Origin of the sequence: Leucobacter sp. CX87, assembly GCF_018682295.1 — a bacterium.
In the GTDB taxonomy this organism is placed as follows: domain Bacteria; phylum Actinomycetota; class Actinomycetes; order Actinomycetales; family Microbacteriaceae; genus Cx-87.
In genome coordinates this window covers 99,021-122,525 of record NZ_JAFIRI010000007.1, presented here as the reverse complement: position 1 = coordinate 122,525, position 23,505 = coordinate 99,021, and the positions used below count along the sequence as shown (strand labels likewise).

The window sequence follows — 23,505 nt, the reverse complement described above, 5'->3', positions numbered from 1 at the left end:
ACTGCCGTGGCGCGGTTGTTCGGCACCGACGGGGTTCGGGGCTTGGCTGGGGTCGATGTGACCGCAGAACTTGCCCTGAACCTCGCCCAGGCGGCGGCACTGGTTCTGGGACGCGATGCGCGTTCCGAGAGCCGGCGCCCCACCGCAGTGGTGGCCCGGGATCCCCGGGTGTCGGGCGAGTTCATCGCCGCGGCAGTCTCTGCCGGTCTTGCATCGGCCGGCGTAGATGTACGCGATGCAGGGGTCATTCCCACCCCAGCCGCCGCCTACTTGGTGGCGGACACGGGAGCCGACTTTGGCGTGATGGTTTCGGCCTCACACAATCCGGCTCCGGACAACGGGATCAAGTTCTTCGCGGCTGGCGGGCGCAAGCTCGCCGACGACGTTGAGGACCAGATTGAGGCCGCGCTCGCCGGCCCGCTGGTCGGCACGACGGGCCGCCAGGTCGGTCGCATCCGGCGTTTCGCCGATGCCGAGGACCGCTACATTCTGCACCTGCTGAGCACGCTCGCAGGGACCTCCCTTGCAGGGATTCACGTCGTGCTCGACTGCGCCCACGGCGCCGCGGCTGGCATCTCGCCGCAGGTCTTCACCGATGCCGGCGCGAAGCTCTCGGTCATTGGGAACGACCCCGACGGCTTTAACATCAACGACGGCATCGGCTCGACTCACCTTGAGCAGCTCATTGAGCGCGTGCGTTCCGAGGGCGCCGACCTCGGCATTGCCCACGACGGCGACGCGGATCGATGCCTCGCGGTCGACGCCGACGGCAACGTCATCGACGGCGACAAGATCATGGCGATCCTTGCCCTGTCGATGTCGAGCCGGGGCATGCTGGAAAAGAACACGCTCGTTGCGACAGTGATGAGTAATCTCGGGCTGAAGCTCGCGATGGCCGACAACGGCATCGACGTGATCGAGACCGGCGTGGGGGACCGCTACGTCCTCGAGGCCATCAACGAGCACGGGTACTCGCTGGGCGGCGAGCAGTCCGGGCACGTCATCATGAGCGAGTTCGCCACGACCGGCGACGGGATCCTGACCGGTCTGCACCTGGCCGCCGAGATCGCGCGCACCGGCCGCACGCTCGCGGACCTGGCCTCGTGCATGACGGTGTACCCGCAGGTGCTCGTGAATGTGCGCGGCGTCGATCGCACGCGGGTGGCCGAGGACGAGGTGCTGGCTCAGGCCGTCGCGCAGGTCGAGCGCGACCTGGGCGGCAATGGGCGCGTCTTGCTGCGCCCGTCGGGCACCGAGCCGGTGGTACGCGTGATGGTCGAGGCCGCCGAGGTGGCCCAGGCGCAGCAGCTCGCTGATTCCCTGGCCGCGGTGGTCGCGGAGCGCCTCGCCGTCTAGCTGACGCGCCGCTTTTTGTGCCCGGCGAGCGACTCTCAGGCTGCCATACTCCGCCTGGCGCACGGCCTTGCTTCGCCCGATCTGACGCCCTCGTGGGTGTCCCGCAGAGTCGACTCGCCCTGCGCTTGCGCCTAGGGTGGGTACGTAGGTGGGCGCGTTTCACGCGTGTGATTTGCGCGAGGGGCAGAGGTTTCCTTGCGTCGCCGCCGGAAATGAGAGCATCACGATGATCGAGTTTCGCCAGGTTTCCAAGGTCTTTGACGATGGTACGAGAGCCGTCGAGGACTTCACGCTGACTCTGCCCTCGAACAAGACGACGGTCTTCGTCGGTTCATCGGGTTCGGGCAAGACCACCCTGCTGCGCATGATCAACCGGATGGTGGAACCGAGCAGCGGGCAGATCCTGATTGATGGCGAGGACATCGCCGGAATGAACCCCGTGCAGTTGCGCCGGAGCATCGGCTATGTGCTCCAGGCGTCTGGCCTGCTGCCGCACCGGAACGTTGTGGACAACATCGCAACCGTGCCCCGCCTCAATGGAATGCCGAAGGCCGATGCGCGCCGCGCCGCGCGCCAGCTCCTGAACACAGTGGGGCTCGACGAGTCGCTCGCGAAGCGGTACCCGCGCCAACTATCGGGTGGGCAGCAGCAGCGCGTGGGCGTCGCCAGGGCGCTGGCGAGCGACCCCCAGGTGCTGCTCATGGACGAACCGTTCGGGGCGGTTGACCCGATCGTTCGCGCAGAGCTCCAAGTCGAACTGAACCGGTTGCAGCGCGAGCTGGGCAAAACCATCGTGTTCGTGACACACGACATCGACGAGGCATTCACCCTTGCCGACCAGGTCGTCATTCTCAAGACGGGCGGCATCGTCGCGCAGGTGGGCACCCCCGCCCAGATCCTGGCGGATCCCGCTGACGAGTTCGTTGCGAGCTTTATCGGGGCTGACGCCGGAAAGCGGCAGCTGTACCTGCAGCACCGCCAAGGAGATGGCGAATTGACGTTGGTCGTGGACCGCGACGGGCGCCCCGCCGGTGTACTGGCGGATTCCCCAGCGCCTTCGGGGGTGGACTCACCGTGAGTTGGACTCTCGACAATCTCGAACTGATTGCCGAGCTCACGCTCAACCACATCCGGTTGAGCGTGATTCCGATCGTCCTTGCCTTCGTTGTCGCGGTCCCCTTGGGGTGGGTCGCAAATCGCAATCGGATCCTGCGAGCGGTGACCATCACCTCGGGCAGCTTGCTCTATACGATTCCGTCCCTCCCGCTGTTCGTGATCCTCCCCTATGTACTCGGCACCCGCGTCCTGAGTGAGGTCAACGTGGTCGTCGCGCTCTTGATTTACGGCGTCGCAGTGATGGTCAGATCCGCGGCCGACGCGCTTGCCTCGGTCGACGCGACGACGCGTCAGGCGGCGACGGCGATCGGGTTCTCGTCGTGGTCGCGGTTCTGGCGGGTCGAGCTCCCGCTCGCCGGCCCCGTCCTGCTCGCCGGGCTGCGCGTGGTCTCGGTGAGCACGATCGCGCTCGTCTCAGTGGGCGCGATCATCGGCTCGCGCAACCTGGGCTACCTCTTCCTCAACGGCCGTCAGCGCAACAATCTCGAGGAGATCTTGGTGGGCATCGTGGCGAGCGTGCTCATTGCGCTCGTGTTTGATCTGCTCTTGGTTGCTCTGGGGCGACTGCTCATGCCGTGGCATCAGGTGTCCCGCCTGCGCCTGCCCCGGGTAACCCGGCCGGCGCGCAAGACCCAGGGAGGTTCGCGTTGGACTTCTTCGTAAGTGCCCTGGCGTGGCTGTTCGATCCGAACAACTACGTCCCAGGTTCGCAGACCCCCTTGCCCATCGATGACCGGATCGTGGAGCACCTGACGTATACGGCGATCGCCGTCGCGCTATCCTCGTTCATCGCGCTCCCGCTGGGGTTCTTCATCGGACACACGGGTCGGGGACGGCAACTCGTGATCGCGGTCACCGGTGGCGCGCGCGCCATGCCCACGCTGGGCCTGTTGATGGCGTTCTCGGTCATCTTCGGAGCGATGTTCAGCTTTACCGTTGGTGGATATGTGGCGGCATTCGCGGCGCTGACGATCTTGGCGATCCCATCTACCCTTGCTGGGGCGTATGCGGGGATCGAGTCAGTCGATCGGGTCACGGTCGATGCAGCGCGCGCGAGCGGCATGAGCGAATGGCAGATCCTGATCAAGGTCGAAATCCCCCTCGCGCTGCCGCTCATCATTGGGGGCATTCGAGCCTCCGCGCTCCAGGTCATCGCTACCGCGGTGATCGCCTCCTACATCGGGCTCGGCGGCATCGGCCGCATCATCTCGAGCGGCATCGGTCTCAATGACAACGATCGAATCTTGGGTGGAGCGCTGCTCGTGACCGCACTCGCGCTGGCCGTTGACGGCGCACTTGCGCTGATCCAACTTCTGGTTCGGCCCCGCGGAGTGCGAGTCTCACGCACGCGTCGCACTGCGCATCGCTCCGAACTGGTCGAAGCCCACACACCATCAGCCGTGCACGTCACGGCGGCAGAAGTTTCTGCTCACGAGGGGAAATAGTTCCATGCACACATCACGTTCGAAGATACGCATCACTGCCAGCCTGTTCGCGGTCGGGGCGTTGTTCGCTCTAGCCGGGTGCGCCTCGGCTGACCCCACGGGAGCCGCGCCTGCAGGTGAGGGGGGCGGCGAGAGTGTCATTGTCGGGTCGTTCGCCTACCCGGAGAGCGAGATTCTCGCCGAGATCTACGCAATTGCGCTCGAGGAAGCGGGGTTTGAGGTGAAGACTGCGCTGAACCTGGGCCCGCGACAGGCCACGATCCCGGCCCTAGAGGACGGCTCGATCGACCTCATCCCCGAGTACAACGGCAACCTGTTATTCCACTACGACGCTGAGAATGCGGCCCGTACAACGGAGGACGTCGACGCGGCACTTGCCGACGCGGTGCCGGAGGGGTTCCAGGTACTGGACTCCTCGCCCGCAGAAGACAAAGACGCCTACGTAGTGACCCGCGAGACCGCCGAGAAGTCCAAACTGGTCGAGATCGGTGACTTGAGCGCGCTCGAGCCGTTCACGATTGGCGCGTACCCGCAGTTCAGCGAGCTGGGATTTGGCCTGCCGGGACTCGCCTCGGTATACGGCGTCGCGGATGTCACGCTCCTCCCGATCGAGGACTTCGGTGGCCCCGACACCGTGCGCGCGTTGGTCGACGGCACCGTCCAGGTCGCCAACATCTTTACGACGTCCCCAGCGATCGTTGCGGAGGACCTCGTCGTCCTTGAGGATCCGAAAAACCTGATCGCGGCCCAGAACGTCGTACCGCTGCTCAACACCGAGGTGTACAGCGACGAGCTCGCCGCGGTGCTCAACAAGGTCTCTGCCGCGCTGAGCACGGATGATCTGATCGCGCTGCGCGAGCGGGTCGAGGGCGACGAGAATGCTCAGGCGCAGGTTGCCGCCCGCGAATGGCTTGAGGAGCAGGGCCTGATCTAGGCGGGCTGGGGCGGACTACTGCTTGCGGAGCAGCACCTTCTGCACGCGGTGGTTCGCCTCCTTGCGCAGCACGAGCGATGCCCGAGCCCGCGTCGGGCGGATGTTCTCGATCAGGTTTGGCTCGTTGATGTTGTGCCAGAACTCGCTCGCGAGCGCCCGCGCCTCGTCCTCCTTGAGCCCCGCGAAGCGCCGGAAGTGCGAGTCGGGGTTCGTGAAGGCCGCCTTCTGGAGTCGCAAGAAGCGATCCTGGAACCAGCGCTCGATGTCGGAGGTGCGTGCGTCGACGTAGATCGAGAAGTCGAAGAGGTCGCTGACCGCGAGCGGGTGGGCCATCGAGGCGGGTTGGAGAACGTTCAGACCCTCGACGATGAGGATGTCGGGGGCGTTCACGGTGGTGAATTCGCCCGGCACGATGTCGTACACGAGGTGGTTGTAATGGGGCACCTTCGCGCCCGGTAGTCCGTTCTTCACCTGCGAGACGAAGCGCAGCAGCGCGCGCCGGTCGTAGGACTCGGGGAATCCCTTGCGGTGCGCGATTCCGCGCCGCTCGAGCTCCGCGTTTGGCAGCAGGAAGCCGTCGGTCGTCACGAGGTCGACGCGCGGGGTCTCCGGCCAGCGGGCGAGCAGATCGCGCAGGATCCTGGCGACGGTCGACTTGCCCACGGCGACCGACCCGGCAATCCCGATCACAAACGGCGAGGGGTTCTCGTCGGGATGGTGCAGGAAGCGGCGGACCCGGGAGTGCGCCTCGCGAGCTCCGATGGCGTACTGGTTGATCAGGCGACTGATCGGACGGTACACCTCGCTGACCTCGGCGAGGTCGAGTGGTTCGCCGAGGCCGCGGAACGACTCGACCTCGGCCTCCCGGAGAGGCATCGGGGTCTCGCCTGCCAGTCGCGCCCATTCGTCGCGGTCGATCTCGGTGAACGGGGAGATCACGTCGGGGCGAAGAATTGCGCGTGTGTCGGTGGGGTACTCAGCCATGGTCCACTCATCGTGCCACTAAACTTGGCTGCATGTGTGGAATCGTTGGATACACCGGGCCGAACCAGACGCTCGACGTGCTGATGGGCGGCCTCGGCCGCCTCGAATACCGGGGGTACGACTCGGCGGGTGTCGCGGTCGTTGATGAGACGGGCGAGCTCGTGGTGCGCAAGCGCTCGGGCAAGCTGGTGCGGCTGCGCGAGTCGCTGGCCGAGGAGCCGATCGTTGCCGGGAACACCGGGATCGGGCACACGCGTTGGGCGACGCACGGCGGACCCACCGATCTGAACGCTCACCCGCACCTGGGTGATGCGGGCAAGCTCGCGCTGATTCACAACGGTATCGTCGAGAACTTTGCGCAGCTTCGCGCCGAGCTCGAGGCCGATGGCTACCAACTTGCCAGCGAGACCGACACCGAGGTCGTTGCGGTGTTGCTCGGCCGCGAGGTCGCGCGCGTCGGATCTCTGGAACCTGCCTTCCGCGCGATCGTGCGCCGACTCGAGGGCACGTTCACCCTCCTCGCGATGCATCGCGACGAGCCGGGCACCGTGGTCGGCGCACGCCACCACTCGCCCCTCGTGGTGGGACTGGGCGAGGGCGAAAACTTTATGGGCTCAGATGTCGCTGCGTTCGTCGAGTTCACGCGCCGCGCAGTCGCGATCGGTGAGGATCGTATCGCGGTGATCACCCCCGAGGGCGTGCGCGTCACTGACTTCGAGGGGACTCCCGAGGAGTTCGAGGAATACGAAGTTGCCTGGGACGCCGGGGCGGCCGACAAGGGCGGCTGGCCGTCGTTCATGGCCAAGGAAATCACCGAGCAGCCGGATGCCGTCGGGAACACGACCCGCGGTCGGATCACCGATGGACACGTCGTCCTTGACGAGCTCGCGGGTCTCGGCGACGAGGTGCTGCGTGACATCGATCGGATCATCATCATCGCCTGCGGCACGGCCTCGTACGCCGGGGTCGTCGGCAAGTACGCAATCGAGCAGTGGGCGCGCGTGCCGGTCGAGGTCGAACTGAGCCACGAGTTCCGCTACCGCAACCCCATCCTGACCCCCCGCACCCTGCTGGTCTCGGTGAGCCAGTCGGGCGAAACCATGGACACCCTGATGGCGGTGAAGTACGCCGTCGCGCAGGGCGTACGCACGCTCTCGATCTGCAACACGCAGAGCGCCACCATCCCGCGCGAGTCGGACGCGGCGCTCTACACGCACGCCGGCCCCGAGGTCGCGGTCGCCTCGACCAAGGCGTTCGTCGCCCAGATCACCGCCCTCTACCTGTTCGGGCTGCACCTCGGCCGCGTGCGCGGTTCGCTGGACAGCGCCGACGAGGCCGCGGCCGTGGCGCAGTTCGAGCGTCTGCCCGAGGCGATGGCCGAGGCCGTCGCAACGCACGAGCAGATCACGCAGCTCGCGCACTGGATGGCGGACACGCGTTCGGTGCTCTTCCTGGGGCGCCACGTCGGGTTCCCCGTGGCGCTCGAGGGCGCGCTGAAGCTCAAGGAGATCGCCTACATCCACGCCGAGGGCTTTGCCGCCGGTGAGCTGAAGCACGGGCCGATCGCGCTGATCGATCATGGGCAGCCGGTGTTCGTGCTTGTGCCGAGCCCGCGCACCGCGCCGCTCATGCACTCCAAGGTGGTCTCGAACATTCAGGAGATCCGCGCGCGCGGTGCTCGTGTGATCGCGATCGCGGAGAAGGGGGACACTTCGGTGCTGCCCTACGCCGACGACGTGATCCGCCTGCCCCTCGTTGACGAGTACTTCGAGCCGCTCACCCAGGTCGTGCCGCTGCAGTGGTTCGCCCTCGAGCTCGCGAGCGCGAAGGGCCTGGACGTGGACCAGCCGCGCAACCTGGCAAAGTCGGTCACGGTCGAGTAGTCGGACACGGGCTGGGGGCGGCAGAGGTGATCTGCGGAGTCGGGGTTGATCTGGTCGACGTGGTGCGTTTCGCACGCCAGCTCGAGCGCACCCCGGCGCTCCGCGATCGCCTCTTCACCCCGGCCGAGCGCGGCCTGAGTGATCGGTCGCTCGCGGCACGGTTCGCCGGCAAGGAAGCCCTCATTAAGGCCCTCGGCGGGTCGGGGGAACTGGGTTGGCACGATCTCGAGATCGTGCGCGGTGAGAACCGCGCTCCGAGTTTTACCCGCACGGCCGAGCTGGCACGAGTGTTGACCGCCCACGGCGCTGGGCAACCGTGGTTGTCCATCGCGCACGACGGCAACCACGCCATCGCGACGGTCGTGCTGGAAACTGCGCCGGCGTCGCCCGGGGCATCGACGATCGAAGCAGCGAACAGGGGAGAGCAATGAGGACAGGCTGCATGCGCGCCGCGGAGATCTCGCTGCCGGCGATTCGACACAATGTGCGGACCATCCGCGAACGCGCGAACGGCGCGGCCCTCATAGCGGTCGTGAAGGCGAATGGCTACGGACACGGCGCCGCTGCCGCCGCGCAGGCGGCGGTGGACGCGGGGGCGGCCATCATTGGCGTCGCCGATCTTGAAGAGGCGCTCGCTCTGCGCGAAGCCGGCATTGATGCCCCGGTGCTCTGCTGGCTCCACGGACCCGCAGTGGACTTCGCAGCCGGAGTCGAGGCCGACATCGAGATTGGCATTAACAGTCTCGCCCAGCTCGAGTCGCTCGCGAGCGCCGCCGAACAGGTGGGCGTCACCGCGAGTATTCACCTCAAGGTCGATACGGGGCTGAGCCGCAATGGCGCAGCGCCCGATGAGTGGGCGGCGCTCTTCGCCCGGATGGCTGAGCTGAGCGCTGCCGGGCGGATCCGGGTGCGCGGGCTCTTCAGCCATCTCGCGAACGCGGGTGAGGAGAGCGACCTCGCCCAGGCCGAGCAGTTCGATCGTGCCATCGCCGCGCTGGCCGAGCGTGGCGTGCGACCCGAGTACCTGCATCTCTCCGCCTCCGCGGCCACCTTCTCTCGGCCTCAGCTTCGCTACACCGCGGTGCGCGTTGGGATGGCGATCTACGGGCTCAGCCCCTTTGCCGGGACGAGCTCTGCCGAGCTCGGCCTGGTCCCCGCGATGACGCTCACGTCCCAGCTGGTGGCGCTGCGCCGCGTATCCGCAGGGACGGGGGTCTCGTACGGCTACAACCACGTCTGCGAGACCGACACGACGCTCGGCCTCGTCCCGATTGGCTACGCGGACGGCATGCCCCGCGCGCTGAACGGCGCCGGGGCAAGCGTCACGGTGCACGGGGTGCGCTGCCCCATTGTCGGGCGCATCGGGATGGACCAGTTCATCGTCGACCTCGGCGCCGTCGCCGACCGGGCCGCGATCGGCGACGCGGTCGTGCTGTTTGGTGACCCCGAGAGCGGGGCCCCGGCGATCGAGGAATGGGCTGAGCTCATGCGGACGATCAACTACGAGATCGTCGTCGGCATCGGCGCGCGCGTCGTGCGGATCCCTGTCGAGGAGGAGCTCGCGTGAGCGTCGAACACTTCGTGAACGTCGTTGAAGCGAGCGACCCTGACGAGATGCATCGCATCGGTGAGCGCCTCGGCGCCCAGCTGCAGGCGGGCGACCTCGTCGTACTGACCGGCCCCCTGGGCGCCGGCAAGACCACGCTCACCCGCGGAATCGGCGAGGGTCTCGGCGTGCGCGGCCCTGTCACGAGCCCGACCTTTGTGCTCGCCCGTACCCATCCGTCGCTGGTCGGGGGCGCGCCGCTCGTACACGTCGACGCGTACCGGCTCGCGAACGCGCTCGAACTCGACGACCTCGACATTGATTTTGCCGGTTCGGTGGTCGTGGCCGAGTGGGGTGCGGGGCTCCTCGACGACCGCGACTCTTGGCTCGAGCTCGTGATCGAGCGGCCCTTGGGCGGGGCTGCCGACCGCGGGGGAGTTGACGGAGCAGTCGACGCGGACGAGGACGACACGGACGAGGCGCCGGTTGAGCCACGCATCATTCGGATTGAAGGACACGGCCCGCGCTGGGCAGACGGGGTTGCACTGTGACCGAACACGCGCTCTCCGCGGCGGCACACCCACAGGCTGAAGGCTCGGCGGAGGGGCTCACCGTGCCCCTCGCCTTGCGCGACGAACTGCGACTCGACTCGCCCCGCTCGCGCGAGGTGGCGGCTCCAGAGCTCGCCGGCCGCACCCTGCTCGCAATTGATACCGCGCTCGGCACGAGCGTGGCGCTCGGCAAGGACGGGATCATCTACGAGGCGTCGAGCGATGACCCGATGCGCCACGCCGAGGCGATCGGCGGCCTGCTCGCGCAGGTGCTCGAGCGCGCGGGCTGCGACCCCGCGACGATCGACGGTGTCGTCGCCGGGGTAGGCCCCGGGCCGTTCACCGGACTGCGAGTGGGCATCGCGGCGGCGCACGCCTTCGCCCGTGGCCGCGAGCTCCCGCTGCTCCCGCTGCAGGGGCACGAGGCGGTTGCCCTCGCAATGCTCGAGTGGGGCGCGGCGCCGAGCGAACTCCGCGTCGTGCAGGACGCGCGACGCCGGGAGCTCTTTGTGACCGAGTACGGCGGACTTGATTGGGCGGGCCTCCCCGTGCGCGCGGCCGGCCCCCTGCTTGAGGAGCGCGTGGCACACCGGCCCCGTCCGGGCGATGTCTGGCCCGCGCGGATCCCGGCCGCCCGGCTCGTGCAACTCGCGGCCCGTCGCCTGGCCGCGGGACGCGAGTTCGAGGCGGATCGCGCGGTCTACCTGCGCGTGCCCGACGTCCGCGCCCCGAGCGCCCCGAAGCGGGTCGTGCCGTGAGCGGGCGTGCGGGGGACGAGCTGATCCTGCGGGACGTCACGCTCGCCGACCTCGACGTACTGGCCGCGATGGAAGCCGAGCTCTTCGCGGGCGAGGCCTGGAGCCGCGACCTCGTGCGCGACGAGATCACCGGTAAGCACCGCCGATACCTCGCCCTTGAAGACGCCGCGACGGGCCAGATTGCCGGGTACGCCGGGCTGCTCGCCGTCGGCACCGAGGGCGACGTGCAGACAATCGCCGTCGCACCGGAGTACCGGGGGCAGGGGGCCGGCCGTCGGCTCATGCTCGAACTGCTCGCGGCCGCGCGCGAATGTGGCGTCCGCGAGCTCTTTCTCGAGGTCCGCGCCGACAATCCGGTGGCGCGCACGCTCTACACCTCGCTGGGATTTGCCGAGATCGGGCTGCGCCCCGGCTACTATCAGCCGGGCGCGATCGATGCGGTGGTGATGCGGCTGAGCCCGTTGCCGCCGACGCAGAACACCGACACGCACACCGAAGGAGAGGGGCGCTGATGGGCCACGAGCCACTCGTGCTCGGCATCGAGACGAGCTGCGACGAGACCGGAATCGGGATCGTACGTGGACGCACACTGTTGTCCAACGCGATCGCCTCGTCGATGGACGAGCACGCCCGCTACGGCGGCGTGGTGCCAGAGGTTGCGGCCAGGGCCCATCTCGAGGCGATGGGCCCGACCATCGACCAGGCCGTCGCCGAGGCAGGCATCAAGCTCGACGACCTCGACGCGATCGCGGTGACCTGCGGTCCCGGCCTCGCCGGCGCGCTCATGGTCGGTGTCGCCGCGGCGAAGGCGCTCTCGCTCTCGCTCGGCAAGCCGCTCTATGCCGTGAACCACCTCGTCGGGCATGTCGGTGCGGATCTGCTCGACGACTCGGCCGGTGAGCTCGAGCTGCCAACGGTCGCCCTGCTGGTGTCAGGCGGGCACACTTCGCTCCTGCTCGTGCGCGACCTCGTAGGGGACGTCGAGCTGCTCGGTGAGACGATTGACGACGCCGCAGGCGAGGCGTTTGACAAGGTCGCCCGCGTGCTCGGCCTGCCCTACCCGGGCGGGCCGGAGATCGACCGTGCGGCCGCCACCGGAAACCCCACCGCGATCCGCTTCCCGCGCGGCCTCAGCCTGCCCAAAGACATGGCGAAGCACCGCTACGACTTCTCGTTCTCAGGCGTCAAGACCGCCGTCGCCCGTTGGGTGGAGAAGGCGCGCGATGCCGGGACCGAGGTGTCCGTGCCCGACGTCGCGGCGAGTTTCCGTGAGGCCGTCGTCGACATCCTCACGGCGAAGGCCATCGCGGCCTGCCTCGACCACGGGGTGCCGCGCCTGCTGCTCGGCGGCGGCGTGGTGGCCAATGCGCGACTGCGCGAGGTCGCTCAGGAACGGGCCGACTCCGCGGGCGTCACGCTGCGCGTGCCGCCGCTCTCGCTGTGCACGGATAACGGCGCGATGATCGCGTCGCTCGGCGCCCAGCTCGTCATCGCGGGCCACGCCCCGTCGAGCCTGGACTTCGGCGCCGACTCGTCGCTACCGGTCACCGAGATCCAGGTGCGCTAGCGTCGGCCGCGCGGGCTGCAGTTGAGATTCGTTCGGCGAGGTACGCGACGTGCCGGCCGGCGGCCCGCGTCACGATGAGGGTGCCGGAGGCGTCGCCCCGAAGCTTCAGCCGGGTGCGCAGGGCGGCAGGATCCACGTCCACTGCGCGCTTCTTGATCTCGAGACGGCCGATGCCGCGTTCGGCGAGCGCGCGACGTAGCTCTTTCTCCTTGGAGGGAAGTTCCTCCAGCAGGCGGAACCCGGTCGCGAAGGGCGTGGACACCGCGCGGTCCGAGGTGAGATACGCGATGCCCGCGCCGAGCATCCCCGCGTCCAGCTCGTGCGCGAGTAGGCCGATGAGGCGCGCCCGGATGACAGCGCCGTCGGGCTCGTACAGGTACTCGCCGGGCTCGCGCACCTCGACATCGGGGGAGTCCGCGGGGGCCGACAGCTCGTGCGCCTCGCCGCCCCGGAACACGAGCGCTGAGCGTCCGACGCCCGGGGTCTGGGCTGCCCCGAACCAGACGCCGGTCTCGACGACCGCGCCGTCCACCGACACCCACTGGGCCTCGGCGTCCGCGGGGAGCAGGTCCCGGTCGAATCCCGGCCCAAGCTTGACGCCGGTCGGCAGGTCCCGGCCGTGCCCGAAGGCGAAATCGAGCGGGGGCAGATAGTCTTCAGGCGCGGTGAGTCTGCGGGTGTCGCGGTGCCCGGATGTGCGGCGCGCGGGGTCGAGAAAGACCGCATCGGCGTCCCCCCGGCCCAGCAGCACCGCGTCGCCCGTGAGCACTTCGAAGTCGCCCCCGCGCGCCTGCCCCGCGAGCCCGACGTTGTGTGCGGCGATCCGCGCGGTGAACGGGTCGATCTCGACCGCGCGCACGCCGAGGCCGGCGGCTAGGAACGCACGGGACTCGGCCCCGATCCCGCACCCGAGATCTGCGACGCGGGCGGATCCTGCCCGCAGGAACCGGGCCGCGTGGTGCGCCGCAACGAGCTGGCGCGTCGCCTGCTCGAGGCCAGCCTGAGTGAAGAGCATCGCGCGCGCAGCGTCGCCGAACTTCGCGACGCCTGCCTGCCGCAGTCGCGCCTGTGTCAGCAGCGCCGCGATGAATGCCGGGTCGACGCCCTCCTTGCGCAGCGTCGCGCCGACGCGGTCGGAGGGGGTGCCAGACGAAAGGGCCTCGCCCACGCGATCAAGCGCGGCGAGGCCCTCTGGGCTCGGAAGCTCGTCCCAGCCGGGGAGTGCGGTCATGCCTAGTAGTTGTAGCTGCTCGAAGCGCCAGCCAGCACGACCACGAAGATGATGAAGATGATGTACAGGACCCAGAAGGCCGTGAACACGTACCCGCAGATGAGGCCCGCGAGCGCCATGCCGTGGCCGGCCTCGCCCGTGCGCTTGATCTGCTTCAGGCTGATGTGGCCGAGGAAGATGCCGACAATCGGGACCAGGATGCCCGTAATGAGGGCGGCGATGGCCATGCCGTTGGTCGGGCGAACCGGGCCCGCGGGGTAGGGCTGCGCGGCCGCGTACTGGGGCGCCTGAGCCTGGGGCGCCGCGTAGGGCGAGGCGGGCTGCTGGGGCGCCGCGTACTGCGGGGCAGGCGCCTGCGGGGCGACATACTGTGGGGCAGCGGGCGGCTGCTGCGGGGCCTCGGGCGTTGCGCCGTAGTGCGGAACGGGCGGCACCGGGGGGATGCCGGTCGGCTCGGAAACGTTTGGATCGTTCGGGTTCGACATTACGAACACCCCTTCGTCGGTTCGGTGGCGGGCGGCCCGATGCCAGGTCCCCCGTCAATTCTGCCACTTGTCGCCACGGTCTGCCGCAATTCGGGGATTCCCGCTTGGCACTCGCCTTGCGTGAGTGCCAACTCGACCCCTAGAATCTGAATTAGCACTCTCGCATCGAGTGTGCCAATGCCAGCCTTCGTCGTTCAGAAATGAGGTCAATCGTGTCGGTCGCTATCAAGCCGCTCGAGGATCGTATCGTCATCCAGCAGGTCGCCGCTGAGCAGACCACCGCCTCTGGCCTGGTCATCCCGGACAGCGCCAAGGAGAAGCCCCAGGAGGGCGAGGTCGTGGCCGTGGGCCTCGGCCGCATCGATGACAACGGTAACCGGGTCCCCATGGACATCGCCGTTGGCGATCGCGTGATCTACTCGAAGTACGGCGGGACCGAGGTCAAGTACGCCGGCGAGGAGTACCTGGTGCTCTCCGCTCGCGACGTCCTTGCGGTCGTCGTTCGCTAAATTTCTTTCGCATACGGGCGGGGTCGACAGTGTCGGCTCCGCCCGTTTGTTGTTTCCGGATCCCGGCGGGGCCCCGCACCGCGTGGTCGTGAGGGGTCCCGGGGCGGAGTAGCCTGGGGACGTGCGGGATCGGATCGGCTATGTCTATGGGGTGAGCGCTTACCTCCTTTGGGGGCTTTTCCCGCTCTACTTCCTCACCCTTACTGACATCAACCCGTTCGAGTTGATCCCGTGGCGCGTGCTCGCATGTTTATTCTTCTGCGCCGTGTTTGTCGCGGTGCTGCGTAAATGGGGGCCGCTGCGAGAGGTGCTACGGTCACCGAAATCACGCGGATGGTTCGTGCTTTCGTCGCTGCTGCTGTACGCGAACTGGCAGATCTTCGTCATCGCGGTGATGACGGGCCACGTGATCGAGACCGCGCTGGGCTACTTCATCAACCCCCTCGTTACGATTCTGCTCGGCGTGGTCATTCGACGCGAGAAGCTGCGGCCGACGCAATGGGTCGCGGTGGGAATCGCCACGGTCGGCCTCGTCGTCACCGCGGTCGCCTACGGCACGATGCCATGGATCGCCCTGGGGCTCGCGGGCACGTTCTCGCTTTACGGTTTCGTGCGCAAGCAGGCGAACGAGCGAATTGATGCCCTGAGCGGGCTGACGGTCGAGACCCTCGCCGCCGTTCCGTTCGCGCTCGTGCAACTCATCATCGTCGGCGCGCTGGCCGCGGGGGCAGGGCTCCCGGTCACGGGGCTCTCTTTCGATGCCTTCCAGCACGGCCACTGGGTCTTCCTGCTTGTTCTCGGGAGCGGTCTCGTGACCGCAATACCGCTGCTGTTGTTCGGCGCGGCGAATCGCCGACTGCCGCTCACGCATATGGGTTTTCTCCAGTTCATCACGCCGATTCTGAACTTCATTACGGGAGCCTTCATCCTGCACGAGCCGATGGATCCGGCCCGCTGGATCGGCTTCACCCTCGTCTGGGTCGCGCTCGGGATACTCATGACGGAGGCCGTGCGCAGCTCGCGCCGTCGATGACTCGATCGTCGCTCGCCCGGCCGGGTGCGCGACGTCGACGCGGTGTCGCATTCCACTAACGTGGTGGCAACGCGGGGCGTGAGTCGCCCTCGATACCGTGACGAGGAGTGCCATGCCGACGATGCCAGACACCTGGGACGATGTCGACCGACAGATTGCCGCTGTACTGCAGATCGCCGGTCGCGCGTCCTGGGGAGCGGTTGCGCGCTTTCTTGACCTCCCGGAGCGAACGGTCGCGCGGCGCGGGCAGCGACTGATTGATCTCGGCGTCATCAAGGTCTCCACCTATCTCGACGCGATCACCGCATATGCCGCTCGGTCCGTGGTCGTGCGGCTGCGCGCGGCATCGGGTCAGGCGCGGGCGGTCGCTGCGTCCGTGGCAGAGCGCGCAGACGCGTCCTCCGTGTCGATCCTTGAAGGCTCTCGCCAGGTGGTGGCGCTGCTGATCCTGTCCGATCAGGCGCGCGTGGCGACGGTGCTGCTTGACGAGCTTCCCGCCATCCCCGGGGTGGTGAGCTCGGAATCGACGACGGTGCTGCGCCCGTACCGATCCGGTTATGACTGGATGGCGACCGGCGTTATCTCGGCCGGGGTGCGTGCCGAGGTTGAAGCGGAGATCTTGGGCGCGCTGGACGACGGGACGGGTCCCGTCTCGGGCCTGACCGAGGCGGACGAGCGACTCATCGCGCTCCTGGCGGAGGACGGACGGATGCCGGCTACGCGTTTGGCCGAGCAGCTCGGCCTGAAGACTGGCGCGGTGCGGCGTCGGATCGAGCAGCTCATCGCGACCGGCACGTTGCGGGTGCGGGCGGAGGTGCGGCCGAGCCTCTTCGGGTTGCACGTGGAGGCGATGGCGTGGCTGCGCGTGCCGCCGAGCAGGGTAGATGACCTCGGACGCCGTCTCGCCGAGTCGGGCTCGGTCAGATTCTGCTCGGCCACGACGGGCGAGTTTCAGCTCATGGTCGACGTGCTCGCTCGCGACGAACACGAGCTGCTCGAGTTTCTGGCGCAAACGGTTGGGTCAGTTGACGGTGCGCGTACGGGCGAGGTGGAGCTCGTGCTCGCCCCCGTTCGGCGCGGCCCACTCAGCATCAATGTAGGAGAATTCGCCTAGGAATCGCATAGGAATTAAAGTTTTGGCCACAAAGTTCGTAGAAGTTGCAATTCTCGGCCAATGATGGTGGAATGACCTCAGTCAACGATTGGACTGAAGATGTCACCCACCTCGCTTGCTCCCGCAGACCGGGACGCCGCCGCAAGCGCCCGAGTTTCGGCGCAGCTTGCCCCGGTGATTGGCATCACGGTGTGGCGGCGATCGCTGCCCACGTATCTCGGCGAACAGACGGACCTGTTCACGCTGGGCAGCGAGTACGCCGCCCGCGTGGCGGAGGCGGGCGGAATCCCGCTGCTGCTCGCGCCGGTGCCGGAATCGGCCGTGTCCGCGCTGCTCTCGCGTGTCGACGGGCTGCTGCTCTCCGGCGGACAGGATCTCTGCCGTGCCACCCGGGGGCTGCCTCCGGGGCCCGAGGAAGCTGGCGACGTTGACCCCGAACGTGACGCGTTTGAGCGCGCACTGCTGCTCGCGGCGCGGGCGGCGGGAACGCCGGTGCTCGGCATCTGCCGGGGGCTGCAGCTCACCAACGTCGTATTGGGTGGGAGCCTCGTCGAGGACATTCCACGCACGAGCACGCACCCGCTGCAGGACGCGCCCGAGGCGTTTCTGGGTGACCGGCACTCCGTAGCATTTCCCCAGGAAAGTCGGCTTGCCGCGCTGTATGGAACGTCCGAGCGGATGGTCAATAGCATCCACCATCAATCGATTGAGCGCCTCGGAAGCGACCTCGCGGTCGCGGCAGTCGCCCCCGACGGGATCATCGAAGCCGCCGAGTCGACCGATCCCGCATGGTCGTTCACCGGCGTGCAGTGGCACCCGGAAAAGCTGTCCGGCGCGAACGAGCTGGCCGAGGAACGCGCGCTCTTCGCCGCGCTGATCGCCGCAGCCCAGTAAACCTCTCCTCCCCAAAGCCGGCATCGCCGGAGACACCACTACGAAAGAGCATGATGACCAAGCAGATCTCCCTGACCTTCCCCAACGGCGCGCGGGCAATCGCAGACCTGAACCTCTCGAACGCGCCCGTGACGGCGCAGACGATCTGGGACGCACTGGAGACCCCGGTCGAGGTGCTCGCCGTGCACGCTGCGTTCGCGGGTCCCGAGATCATGACGGGCCTGCCCGAGTCGGCGCAGACCTTCGACCCCGAGTCGATTCCGGTCGAGAACCAGACGTGCTTCCCGGCCGCTGGCGACCTGCTCTGGTACTACCAGGCCCCCAACCAGATGAAGAACATGTCCGAGGACCTCTGGGAGATCGGGGTATTCTACGGCGACGGGGGACGAATCTTCGGCCCGCTCGGCTGGACTCCCTGCAACATCTTCGCGTCGATCACCGAGGGCCTCGACGAGTTCGCTGCCGCGTGCGGCAACACCCGCATCGACGGCGCCAAAACCATCACGATCGCTCGCGTGAGCTAGCCCCCACCCACCCTTCGCTTGAAAGTTAGGTCAGAAATGAAGAAAGCAGTGTCGCTTATCGCCATGGCGGGTGCAGCCGCCCTGGCGCTCACCGGATGCGCTTCCGGGAGCTCCGCCGAGGCAGGGTCTTCCGACCTTCCCTTCGCCGGTCAGACGATTGTCGTGAACTCCTTCGGTGGTGACTACGAGGCCACACTGCAAGAGGCCGTGATCAAGCCGTTCGAGGCTGAGACCGGCGCAAAGGTCGAGGTGGTGACCGCGTACAGCGCGGACGCGCTCGCGCAGCTGACCGCGCAGAAGGGCAAGCCGCAGCTCGACGTCGTGACCTTCTCGGGCGGCCAGGAGGTCGTGGCCGCGGCCGACGGGCTCCTCGCCCCGATCGCCGAGGGCGACATTGAGCTGGCGTCGGCGCTTGTGCCGACGGCGCTCGACGGTGTCAAGCGCGGCAAGGGCGAGGGTCCGGTCATTCAGATCGCACCCATGGGTCTGATCTACCTCAAAGATCAGGTGAAGAAAGCTCCGACGAGTTGGGACGCGGTACTCGAGCCCGAGTTCGCTGGCCACGTCGCGCTCACGGACTTCTCGAACTCGTACGGTCTGCTGACTTTCCTCGCGCTGAACGGCGTGCTCGGTGGCGACACCGATGACATTCAGCCCGGGCTCGACGCGGTGGGCGGCCTGCTCGCGCAGAACGATGCAGTCGTGACGGCGACCAGTCCCGAGATCCAGCAGGCCTTCACACAGCGCGACATCTGGCTGGCGCCGTACGCGCAGGACTACGCGTACACGCTGACCAAGGCCGGTCTGGACGTGGGGTTCTCGGTTCCCGAGAACAGTCCGGCGTCCTACATCACGGCCAGCGTCGTCGCGGGGAGCGGCAACGAGGAGCTCGCCACGGCGTTCGTGAACTACCAGCTGCGCCCCGAGGTGCAGCTCGCCTGGGCGGACGCACTGCGCTACTCGCCGACCAACATGGAGGTGGAGATCCCGGAGGAGTTCGCCGCCGAGGTCATCTCGGGTGACGCGTTGACCGACCTCGTACGGTTCGATCCGACCGAGATCGACGCCAAGCGCGCCGAGTGGGTCAAGGCCTGGAACAATCTCGTCGCCTCATGACCCAACCGTTGCACTTAGCAGCACGCTCCAGCCGCGGACGCCAGCGTCCGTGGCTGGAGCCGCTGCTCCTCCTGTCTCCGGCCATCGCGCTCATGGTGATCGGGTTCTTCCTGCCGGTGTTGCAGATGCTCGCCTCGTCAGTGACCAGCTTCCAGGGCACCAGCGGATTCTCGCTGGCCAACTACGCGGAAGTGTTCCAGAGCCAGTACTACCTGTCCGCGATGGGTCGCTCGCTGCGCCTGTCGCTCATTCAGACCCTGATCACGCTGGTGTTGGCGCTGCCGCTCGCGTATCTCATGACGCGGGTCTCGGGACGCATCTCCGGGATCCTGATGGCCATCATCATCCTGCCGCTCATGACGAGCGTGGTGGTGCGCACCTTCGGCTGGGTGGTGCTGCTCGCGCCGAACAGCGCGCTCGGCCAGCTTGCGAAGAGTATCGACCCGGTGGCGTTTAGTCAGGGGCTGCTCGGGACAGAAACCGGCATCGTCATTTCGATGGTCCAGGTGCTCCTGCCGTTCGCGGTGCTCACCCTGTTCGGGGTCATGCAGAATATTGACCCCAAGCTCGAGGAGGCCGCCCGCACGATGGGGGCCGGCTTCCTGCGGACACTGCGCACCGTGGTGTTCCCGTTGTCGCTGCCCGGGATCGTTGCCGGTGCGACCCTCGTGTTTGCGCTGTCAGTGAGCTCGTTCATCACCCCGCGCCTCGTCGGCGGCTCGCGCCTGCCGGTGCTCGCGGGAACGATCTACAACGACGCCACGGTCAACCTCGACTGGCCGTTCGCCGCGGCGCAGTCCACTCTGCTCTTCCTGGCGGTCGTGATGCTGATCTTCGCGACCTCCCGCATCGGATCGAGGAAATAGCCATGGTCAAAGCTGTCCCCGTATGGGTCCGCGCGATCGCCACGCTGCTGGCGGTCGTCGTTGGCCTCTACATGCTGCTGCCGATCGTGGTCGTCGCGATCTCGTCGGTGAACTCCGAACGGTTCCTCAGCTTCCCGCCGAAGGGCTTCAGCCTGCAGTGGTACGAGCTCGTCCTCACGACAGACACCTACCTACAGCCGTTCTTGACGAGTCTCTGGGTGGGCCTGCTGGTCACGGCGGTCGCTGCGGTCGTCGGCACCGCCGCATCGATTGCCCTCACCCGGTTCCAGATCCCCGGGTCGCAGGCGATCCTGAGCTTCCTCATGGCGCCCATCATCGTGCCGAGCATCATTCTCGGTATTGCGCTGCTCGCCTTCCTCTCCGTCTACGCGGACGGGGCGTCGCTCGGCGGCATCATCATCGGTCACATCGTGCTGGCGATCCCGTACGTAGTGCGCACCGTCTCCGGTGTGCTGCTGCAGCAAGACCGGTTCACGGAGGAGGCCGCCCGGACGATGGGTGCTCGCTGGTGGCAGCGATACCTTCTTGTGCTGCTGCCGATGTGCAAGTCAGGCATCTTCGCGGGGGCATTCTTCGCGTTCAACATCTCCTTCGATGACGCGGTGGTCGCGCTCTTCCTGCGCAGCCCGTCTGTCGAGACCCTGCCGCTCGCGATTTACGGACGGCTGGAGTTCAGCCCGGATCCCTCGGTCGCCGCGGTCTCCACTCTCATGGTGCTCGTCACCGTCCTGGTGCTCATCGGCTTCGAGCGCACCCTCGGACTCGGAAAGGTAATGGCCTAATGGCTGATCTGCTCATCTCAGGGCTCCGCAAGGAGTTCGGCTCCTCGGTGGCGCTGTCGGAAATCTCCCTCGACGTCGCCTCGGGCACGTTCATGTCGCTGCTCGGCCCATCGGGCTGTGGCAAGTCCACGCTCTTGCGCTGCATCGCGGGGCTCGAGACCGTCACTCAGGGCTCGATCCACATCGGTGCGGAGGACGTCACTCAGCTGCCGCCGGAGAAGCGCCGGCTGGGCATGATGTTCCAGTCCTACGCGCTGTTTCCGCACATGAGCGTGCTCGAGAACGTGCGTTTCCCCCTGCGCATGCAGGGGGAGGGCAGCAAGGCCGAGCAGCTCGAGCGGGCCGCCTTCGCGCTTGAGCGCGTGCAGATGGGACACCTGGCCGGGCGAAAGCCGAAGCAGCTCTCGGGCGGGCAGCAGCAGCGCGTCGCTCTGGCGCGCGCGATCGTCTCGCAGCCACGCATCTTGCTGTTGGACGAGCCGCTGTCGAACCTCGACGCCCGCCTGCGCGAGGACATGCAGATTGAGTTGCTCGAGCTCCACCGCGAGTTGGGTCTCACCACGGTGTTTGTCACCCACGACCAGGATGAAGCGATGAGCTTGTCGGACCTGGTGGTGCTGATGAACGTCGGCCGGATCCAGCAGATCGGTCGTCCCGAACAGATCTACGGCACCCCGGCAACGGTCTTTGCCGCAGACTTCCTGGGCGCAGCAAACCTGCTCGCGGGAACCGTGGGCGAGGCGGACACGCTGCGACTGACCGGCGGGCACGAGGTGCCCGTCCCGAAGCATCAGCTCCGCGCAGGCGCCGACGCGGTGCTGGGACTCCGGCAGGAGGACCTCCGCCTCGTCCGCGGCGCCGAGGACGACGCGAGCGTGCCGGTCGAGGTGATCGCGCCGGTCTTCCGTGGCGCGGAGGTGCAGTACGTGGTGGCCTACGGCGACCAGCGACTGCGCTTGGTGGCGGGTAAGCGCGGGGCGGTCATCCCGGCTGGCCCGGCACAGTTGAGCTGGCGTTCGGCCGATTCCTTCGTGTTGGAGCCCGCCGCACCGGTCAAATAGGACAAATCGGAGATGCGCCGGGGGCGCCTTGCGCCGCGGCCGACTCCGCGCGAGAAGTGTTTCCGGTACGCGACTCCGGCCCGGGCATAAAACCCGGGCCGGAGTCGTTTACGATGGTACAACCGCCACCACTCGCTGGACGAAGACGTTCCGCAATCAACACTCAGTAAAGAGGTCTTCATGGAACAGCGTGATCCGTTTGCGTTCACCGGGCTCACCTACGACGACGTGCTGCTGCTTCCTGCGCACACTGATGTCATTCCGAGCGAGGCGGATACCTCGACTCGGCTGACACGAAACATCAGCCTGGGCATTCCTCTGATTTCCGCGGCGATGGATACCGTGACCGAGACGCGCATGGCGGTGGCGATGGCGCGCAACGGCGGCCTCGGGATCCTGCACCGCAACCTCTCCATCCAGGATCAGGCCGAGATGGCCGACCGGGTGAAGCGCAGCGAGGCCGGCATGATCACGAACCCCGTCACGACGTCGCTCGAAGCGACCGTCGCCGAGGTGGACGCGCTCTGCGGCGAATACCGCGTGAGCGGACTTCCCGTGGTCGACAAGCAGGGGATCCTGCTCGGCATCATCACGAACCGCGACATGCGCTTCATCGAGCCGAAGCGCCGTGCATCGGTGCGGGTCGCCGATGCCATGACCCAGATGCCGCTGATTACGGCGCCGGTCGGCATTAGCCGCGAGGACGGCGCAACGATCTTTGCGACGCACAAGATCGAGAAGCTGCCCCTCGTGGACAGCGATGGCAAGCTCACCGGACTCATCACCGTCAAGGACTTTGACAAGGAAGAGCAGTACCCGAACGCGACCAAGGACGATGCCGGACGCCTGCGCGTCGGCGCGGCAATCGGCTTCTTCGGCGACGCCTGGAAGCGTGCGGGCGCGCTCGTCGACGCAGGCGTGGACCTCCTCGTCGTCGATACCGCCAACGGCGACAGCCGCGGCGTGCTCGAGATCATCGCGAAGCTCAAGGCCGACCCGGCGTTTGCGCACATCGACATCATCGGCGGCAACGTCGCGACCTACAACGGTGCCCGCGCGCTGGTCGAGGCTGGCGCCGACGCGATCAAGGTGGGCGTTGGCCCCGGGTCGATCTGCACCACGCGCGTCATCGCCGGCGTCGGCGTGCCCCAGGTGACCGCGGTCTACGAGGCAGCGAAAGCGGCGACGCCGGCTGGCGTGCCCGTCATCGCGGACGGCGGCCTGCAGTACTCGGGCGACATCGCGAAAGCCCTCGTGGCTGGCGCGAGCTCGGTCATGATCGGCTCGCTCTTCGCTGGTACGGACGAAAGCCCCGGCGACCTCGCCTTCGTGGGCGGCAAGCAGTTCAAGAACTACCGCGGCATGGGCTCGCTTGGCGCGCTCCAGACCCGTGGCGAGCGCACCTCGTACTCGAAGGACCGCTACTTCCAGGCGGACGTTCCGAGCGACGAGAAGCTGATTCCCGAGGGCATCGAGGGCCAGGTGCCCTACCGCGGCCCGGTCGGTTCGGTCGCGCACCAGCTCATTGGCGGCCTGCGCCAGTCGATGTTCTACGTCGGCGCGCGGACGGTTCCCGAGCTCAAGGAGCGCGGACAGTTCGTGAAGATCACGGCTGCCGGCCTCAAGGAATCGCACCCGCACGACATCCAGATGGTCGTTGAGGCGCCCAACTACAAGAAGTAGCAGTGCGAGGCGGGCCCGCCTGTCTGCGGCACCGGATAGACTCGAT

Annotated in this window: 25 protein-coding genes; 22 read left to right on the top strand and 3 right to left on the bottom strand. The window is 67.4% G+C overall.

Translation table 11 applies throughout. The features are described 5' to 3' along the window. Nucleotides 1-6: 6 nt before the first annotated feature. The 5 genes from glmM to KOE53_RS11395 all read left to right on the top strand — a co-directional run bounded on the left by glmM (nt 7) and on the right by KOE53_RS11395 (nt 4,851). Nucleotides 7-1,356 carry a phosphoglucosamine mutase gene (gene glmM, locus KOE53_RS11415; RefSeq protein ID WP_188045720.1) on the top strand — a complete coding sequence of 450 codons (1,350 nt, stop codon included), beginning with the start codon at nt 7-9 and terminating at the stop codon, nt 1,354-1,356. A gap of 226 nt (nt 1,357-1,582) precedes the next feature. Continuing rightward, nucleotides 1,583-2,434, top strand: a complete 852-nt coding sequence (locus KOE53_RS11410) for an ABC transporter ATP-binding protein (protein ID WP_188058578.1) — start codon at nt 1,583-1,585, stop codon at nt 2,432-2,434. Next, nucleotides 2,431-3,135, top strand: coding sequence for an ABC transporter permease (locus tag KOE53_RS11405; protein ID WP_188058577.1), 705 nt, complete (start codon nt 2,431-2,433; stop codon nt 3,133-3,135). The genes KOE53_RS11410 and KOE53_RS11405 overlap by 4 nt, the downstream gene beginning before the upstream one ends. Next, the gene (locus KOE53_RS11400; RefSeq protein WP_188058576.1) at nt 3,120-3,917 is read left to right on the top strand and encodes an ABC transporter permease; all 798 of its coding nucleotides are present in this window, start codon (nt 3,120-3,122) and stop codon (nt 3,915-3,917) included. The genes KOE53_RS11405 and KOE53_RS11400 overlap by 16 nt, the downstream gene beginning before the upstream one ends. Before the next feature lie 4 nt (nt 3,918-3,921). Next, nucleotides 3,922-4,851 carry an ABC transporter substrate-binding protein gene (locus KOE53_RS11395; protein WP_188058575.1) on the top strand — a complete coding sequence of 310 codons (930 nt, stop codon included), beginning with the start codon at nt 3,922-3,924 and terminating at the stop codon, nt 4,849-4,851. A gap of 15 nt (nt 4,852-4,866) precedes the next feature. On the opposite strand, the gene coaA is transcribed toward KOE53_RS11395, so the two are convergent. After that, nucleotides 4,867-5,835 (bottom strand): type I pantothenate kinase, encoded by a 969-nt coding sequence (coaA, locus tag KOE53_RS11390; RefSeq protein ID WP_188045715.1) that lies wholly within the window; start codon nt 5,833-5,835, stop codon nt 4,867-4,869. A 32-nt stretch (nt 5,836-5,867) separates the two neighbouring features. Between coaA and glmS the strand changes: the two genes are divergently transcribed. From glmS to tsaD, 7 genes are read left to right on the top strand one after another with little or no spacing between them, the layout of a single operon-like run. Then, nucleotides 5,868-7,718, top strand: coding sequence for a glutamine--fructose-6-phosphate transaminase (isomerizing) (glmS, locus tag KOE53_RS11385; RefSeq protein WP_188045714.1), 1,851 nt, complete (start codon nt 5,868-5,870; stop codon nt 7,716-7,718). A 26-nt stretch (nt 7,719-7,744) separates the two neighbouring features. Beyond that, the gene (locus tag KOE53_RS11380; RefSeq protein WP_188058574.1) at nt 7,745-8,149 is read left to right on the top strand and encodes a holo-ACP synthase; all 405 of its coding nucleotides are present in this window, start codon (nt 7,745-7,747) and stop codon (nt 8,147-8,149) included. 11 nt (nt 8,150-8,160) lie between these two features. Continuing rightward, on the top strand, nt 8,161-9,285 hold the full coding sequence (gene alr, locus KOE53_RS11375) for an alanine racemase (RefSeq protein WP_188058573.1): 1,125 nt from the start codon (nt 8,161-8,163) through the stop codon (nt 9,283-9,285). Between the two features lie 47 nt (nt 9,286-9,332). Further along, nucleotides 9,333-9,815, top strand: a complete 483-nt coding sequence (gene tsaE, locus KOE53_RS11370) for a tRNA (adenosine(37)-N6)-threonylcarbamoyltransferase complex ATPase subunit type 1 TsaE (RefSeq protein WP_188058610.1) — start codon at nt 9,333-9,335, stop codon at nt 9,813-9,815. Then, nucleotides 9,812-10,573, top strand: coding sequence for a tRNA (adenosine(37)-N6)-threonylcarbamoyltransferase complex dimerization subunit type 1 TsaB (tsaB, locus tag KOE53_RS11365; RefSeq protein ID WP_353055641.1), 762 nt, complete (start codon nt 9,812-9,814; stop codon nt 10,571-10,573). The genes tsaE and tsaB overlap by 4 nt, the downstream gene beginning before the upstream one ends. Then, nucleotides 10,570-11,085: a ribosomal protein S18-alanine N-acetyltransferase gene (gene rimI, locus KOE53_RS11360; RefSeq protein WP_353055640.1), complete on the top strand. Its 516-nt coding sequence runs from the start codon at nt 10,570-10,572 to the stop codon at nt 11,083-11,085. The genes tsaB and rimI overlap by 4 nt, the downstream gene beginning before the upstream one ends. Further along, on the top strand, nt 11,085-12,140 hold the full coding sequence (gene tsaD / locus KOE53_RS11355) for a tRNA (adenosine(37)-N6)-threonylcarbamoyltransferase complex transferase subunit TsaD (protein ID WP_188058572.1): 1,056 nt from the start codon (nt 11,085-11,087) through the stop codon (nt 12,138-12,140). Before rimI ends, tsaD begins: the two co-directional genes overlap by 1 nt. Here tsaD and KOE53_RS11350 read toward each other — a convergent pair. Together KOE53_RS11350 and KOE53_RS11345 are read right to left on the bottom strand one after the other, a co-directional pair. After that, nucleotides 12,118-13,371 carry a THUMP-like domain-containing protein gene (locus KOE53_RS11350; protein ID WP_188058571.1) on the bottom strand — a complete coding sequence of 418 codons (1,254 nt, stop codon included), beginning with the start codon at nt 13,369-13,371 and terminating at the stop codon, nt 12,118-12,120. The genes tsaD and KOE53_RS11350 overlap by 23 nt on opposite strands. Nucleotides 13,372-13,373: 2 nt before the next feature. After that, nucleotides 13,374-13,856 carry a DUF4190 domain-containing protein gene (locus KOE53_RS11345; RefSeq protein ID WP_188045709.1) on the bottom strand — a complete coding sequence of 161 codons (483 nt, stop codon included), beginning with the start codon at nt 13,854-13,856 and terminating at the stop codon, nt 13,374-13,376. A 212-nt stretch (nt 13,857-14,068) separates the two neighbouring features. Here KOE53_RS11345 and groES point away from each other — a divergent pair, with 212 nt between their 5' ends. The 10 genes from groES to guaB all read left to right on the top strand — a co-directional run bounded on the left by groES (nt 14,069) and on the right by guaB (nt 23,459). After that, nucleotides 14,069-14,365 carry a co-chaperone GroES gene (gene groES / locus KOE53_RS11340; RefSeq protein ID WP_188045708.1) on the top strand — a complete coding sequence of 99 codons (297 nt, stop codon included), beginning with the start codon at nt 14,069-14,071 and terminating at the stop codon, nt 14,363-14,365. Between the two features lie 121 nt (nt 14,366-14,486). Next, nucleotides 14,487-15,398, top strand: coding sequence for an EamA family transporter RarD (gene rarD / locus KOE53_RS11335; protein ID WP_188058570.1), 912 nt, complete (start codon nt 14,487-14,489; stop codon nt 15,396-15,398). 112 nt (nt 15,399-15,510) lie between these two features. Beyond that, nucleotides 15,511-16,512, top strand: coding sequence for an Lrp/AsnC family transcriptional regulator (locus tag KOE53_RS11330; RefSeq protein ID WP_188058569.1), 1,002 nt, complete (start codon nt 15,511-15,513; stop codon nt 16,510-16,512). Nucleotides 16,513-16,611: 99 nt separating this feature from the next. Continuing rightward, on the top strand, nt 16,612-17,406 hold the full coding sequence (locus tag KOE53_RS11325; protein ID WP_188058568.1) for a gamma-glutamyl-gamma-aminobutyrate hydrolase family protein: 795 nt from the start codon (nt 16,612-16,614) through the stop codon (nt 17,404-17,406). A 53-nt stretch (nt 17,407-17,459) separates the two neighbouring features. Next, nucleotides 17,460-17,930 carry a DUF3830 family protein gene (locus tag KOE53_RS11320; RefSeq protein ID WP_188058567.1) on the top strand — a complete coding sequence of 157 codons (471 nt, stop codon included), beginning with the start codon at nt 17,460-17,462 and terminating at the stop codon, nt 17,928-17,930. A 36-nt stretch (nt 17,931-17,966) separates the two neighbouring features. Beyond that, nucleotides 17,967-19,046 carry an extracellular solute-binding protein gene (locus tag KOE53_RS11315; RefSeq protein ID WP_215401702.1) on the top strand — a complete coding sequence of 360 codons (1,080 nt, stop codon included), beginning with the start codon at nt 17,967-17,969 and terminating at the stop codon, nt 19,044-19,046. After that, nucleotides 19,043-19,912, top strand: a complete 870-nt coding sequence (locus KOE53_RS11310) for an ABC transporter permease (protein WP_215401701.1) — start codon at nt 19,043-19,045, stop codon at nt 19,910-19,912. Before KOE53_RS11315 ends, KOE53_RS11310 begins: the two co-directional genes overlap by 4 nt. Before the next feature lie 2 nt (nt 19,913-19,914). Then, nucleotides 19,915-20,715 carry an ABC transporter permease gene (locus KOE53_RS11305; protein ID WP_188058566.1) on the top strand — a complete coding sequence of 267 codons (801 nt, stop codon included), beginning with the start codon at nt 19,915-19,917 and terminating at the stop codon, nt 20,713-20,715. After that, nucleotides 20,715-21,776 (top strand): ABC transporter ATP-binding protein, encoded by a 1,062-nt coding sequence (locus KOE53_RS11300; protein WP_188058565.1) that lies wholly within the window; start codon nt 20,715-20,717, stop codon nt 21,774-21,776. The genes KOE53_RS11305 and KOE53_RS11300 overlap by 1 nt, the downstream gene beginning before the upstream one ends. Nucleotides 21,777-21,956: 180 nt before the next feature. Continuing rightward, nucleotides 21,957-23,459 (top strand): IMP dehydrogenase, encoded by a 1,503-nt coding sequence (gene guaB / locus KOE53_RS11295; protein ID WP_188058564.1) that lies wholly within the window; start codon nt 21,957-21,959, stop codon nt 23,457-23,459. Nucleotides 23,460-23,505: the final 46 nt, after the last annotated feature.

Excerpts from the sequence above, each read along its gene's own strand:
- KOE53_RS11410 (WP_188058578.1), top strand. The coding sequence starts at position 1,583 with ATGATCGAGTTTCGCCAGGTTTCCAAGGTCTTTGACGATGGTACGAGA.
- KOE53_RS11395 (WP_188058575.1), top strand. The coding sequence starts at position 3,922 with ATGCACACATCACGTTCGAAGATACGCATCACTGCCAGCCTGTTCGCG.
- coaA (WP_188045715.1), bottom strand. The coding sequence starts at position 5,835 with ATGGCTGAGTACCCCACCGACACACGCGCAATTCTTCGCCCCGACGTG.
- glmS (WP_188045714.1), top strand. The coding sequence starts at position 5,868 with ATGTGTGGAATCGTTGGATACACCGGGCCGAACCAGACGCTCGACGTG.
- alr (WP_188058573.1), top strand. The coding sequence starts at position 8,161 with ATGCGCGCCGCGGAGATCTCGCTGCCGGCGATTCGACACAATGTGCGG.
- tsaE (WP_188058610.1), top strand. The coding sequence starts at position 9,333 with ATGCATCGCATCGGTGAGCGCCTCGGCGCCCAGCTGCAGGCGGGCGAC.
- tsaD (WP_188058572.1), top strand. The coding sequence starts at position 11,085 with ATGGGCCACGAGCCACTCGTGCTCGGCATCGAGACGAGCTGCGACGAG.
- KOE53_RS11350 (WP_188058571.1), bottom strand. The coding sequence starts at position 13,371 with ATGACCGCACTCCCCGGCTGGGACGAGCTTCCGAGCCCAGAGGGCCTC.
- KOE53_RS11345 (WP_188045709.1), bottom strand. The coding sequence starts at position 13,856 with ATGTCGAACCCGAACGATCCAAACGTTTCCGAGCCGACCGGCATCCCC.
- KOE53_RS11330 (WP_188058569.1), top strand. The coding sequence starts at position 15,511 with ATGCCGACGATGCCAGACACCTGGGACGATGTCGACCGACAGATTGCC.
- KOE53_RS11325 (WP_188058568.1), top strand. The coding sequence starts at position 16,612 with ATGTCACCCACCTCGCTTGCTCCCGCAGACCGGGACGCCGCCGCAAGC.
- KOE53_RS11320 (WP_188058567.1), top strand. The coding sequence starts at position 17,460 with ATGACCAAGCAGATCTCCCTGACCTTCCCCAACGGCGCGCGGGCAATC.
- KOE53_RS11315 (WP_215401702.1), top strand. The coding sequence starts at position 17,967 with ATGAAGAAAGCAGTGTCGCTTATCGCCATGGCGGGTGCAGCCGCCCTG.
- KOE53_RS11310 (WP_215401701.1), top strand. The coding sequence starts at position 19,043 with ATGACCCAACCGTTGCACTTAGCAGCACGCTCCAGCCGCGGACGCCAG.
- KOE53_RS11305 (WP_188058566.1), top strand. The coding sequence starts at position 19,915 with ATGGTCAAAGCTGTCCCCGTATGGGTCCGCGCGATCGCCACGCTGCTG.
- KOE53_RS11300 (WP_188058565.1), top strand. The coding sequence starts at position 20,715 with ATGGCTGATCTGCTCATCTCAGGGCTCCGCAAGGAGTTCGGCTCCTCG.
- guaB (WP_188058564.1), top strand. The coding sequence starts at position 21,957 with ATGGAACAGCGTGATCCGTTTGCGTTCACCGGGCTCACCTACGACGAC.